Raw genomic sequence first — 917 nt, 5'->3', positions numbered from 1 at the left:
TACTTAAATTGTACCATAATACTATGAACAAAAAAAGCTTTTTGTAAAAAAGCACCTGTTCTTCATTGAAATTCCAATGTTTACAGCATGCTTTCAGGCGGTGTTATCTTCTTGATACCGGGCTCGATAGTGAACCCTTGCAGCAGTCTCGAAAACTGTTCATATGTCAGATTCTTCAGGTCATCTTCTTTTCTTGGCCATTTGAATGTACCTGCTTCCAGGCGTTTGTACAGCAGCAGGAAGCCATCTCCTTCCCAGACAAGAGCTTTGATTCGGTCGCTTCGTCTGCCACAGAAAAGGAAGATGGTGTTTGGCGAAAACGGGTTTAATCCAAATTTCTCTTTCACGGTAGTGGCAAGCCCATCGATGCCGTAGCGAAGATCGGTATATCCGCAGGCGATGTATATTTCTTCAAATTTTGATTCACTGAGCATGAGCGATAACCTCCAGTACCATTTTCACATGCTCAGCAGGAGCATCCGGAGCGATGCTGATCAGAGTATCTTGAAATTTTATGTTTATGCCAGAAGCAGTGTGATGTTCTTGTGACAGATCTACTTTTGCAAAGAACAGTTTATGATCCGGCTCTTTCACTGGTTTAACAGCGCTATCAGCACAAACGATAGCTGCATTATCGGAGTTGTTTTCCTGCAGTTTTTCTTCCATTGCCAGACGTACTTTCCTGCATCGATATTGGAAGGTGGTTGCTGGCATTCCTTTCATTTTACACCATTGAGCTTGTGATAAACCGCTGTTTTGCTGTTCGGCCATGTCCTGAGCCCATTTGTGTAACTTCATTTCTTCATTGATGTTCATATATTTTCCCCTCAAAAACCTAAAAAGTACTAAAAATCCTTTAAAGGCATTTTAATACTTTTTGTGTGCTCAATCTATGCATGGGCTATTTACCGTTTACG

General features: G+C 41.4%; 2 protein-coding genes. Both read right to left on the bottom strand.

Going from position 1 to position 917, the window contains the following annotated elements; all coding sequences use genetic code 11:
- Window positions 1–80 precede the first annotated feature (80 nt).
- Window positions 81–434 carry an IS66 family insertion sequence element accessory protein TnpB gene (gene tnpB / locus H9L42_RS16730; protein ID WP_187304531.1) on the bottom strand — a complete coding sequence of 118 codons (354 nt, stop codon included), beginning with the start codon at window positions 432–434 and terminating at the stop codon, window positions 81–83.
- Entirely contained in the window at window positions 424–816 is a 393-nt protein-coding gene (gene tnpA, locus H9L42_RS16725; RefSeq protein WP_187304530.1) for an IS66 family insertion sequence element accessory protein TnpA, read from the bottom strand. The genes tnpB and tnpA overlap by 11 nt, the downstream gene beginning before the upstream one ends.
- Between the last annotated feature and the right edge of the window lie 101 nt (window positions 817–917).

This window comes from Zhenpiania hominis (genome assembly GCF_014333425.1).
GTDB lineage: Bacteria > Bacillota > Clostridia > Peptostreptococcales > Anaerovoracaceae > Hominibacterium > Hominibacterium hominis.
The sequence above is the reverse complement of the archived record's forward strand: the minus strand, read 5'-3'. Positions and strand labels throughout refer to the sequence as shown.

Coding starts and splice junctions, on each gene's coding strand:
- tnpB (WP_187304531.1), bottom strand. CDS start 434: ATGCTCAGTGAATCAAAATTTGAAGAAATATACATCGCCTGCGGATAT.
- tnpA (WP_187304530.1), bottom strand. CDS start 816: ATGAACATCAATGAAGAAATGAAGTTACACAAATGGGCTCAGGACATG.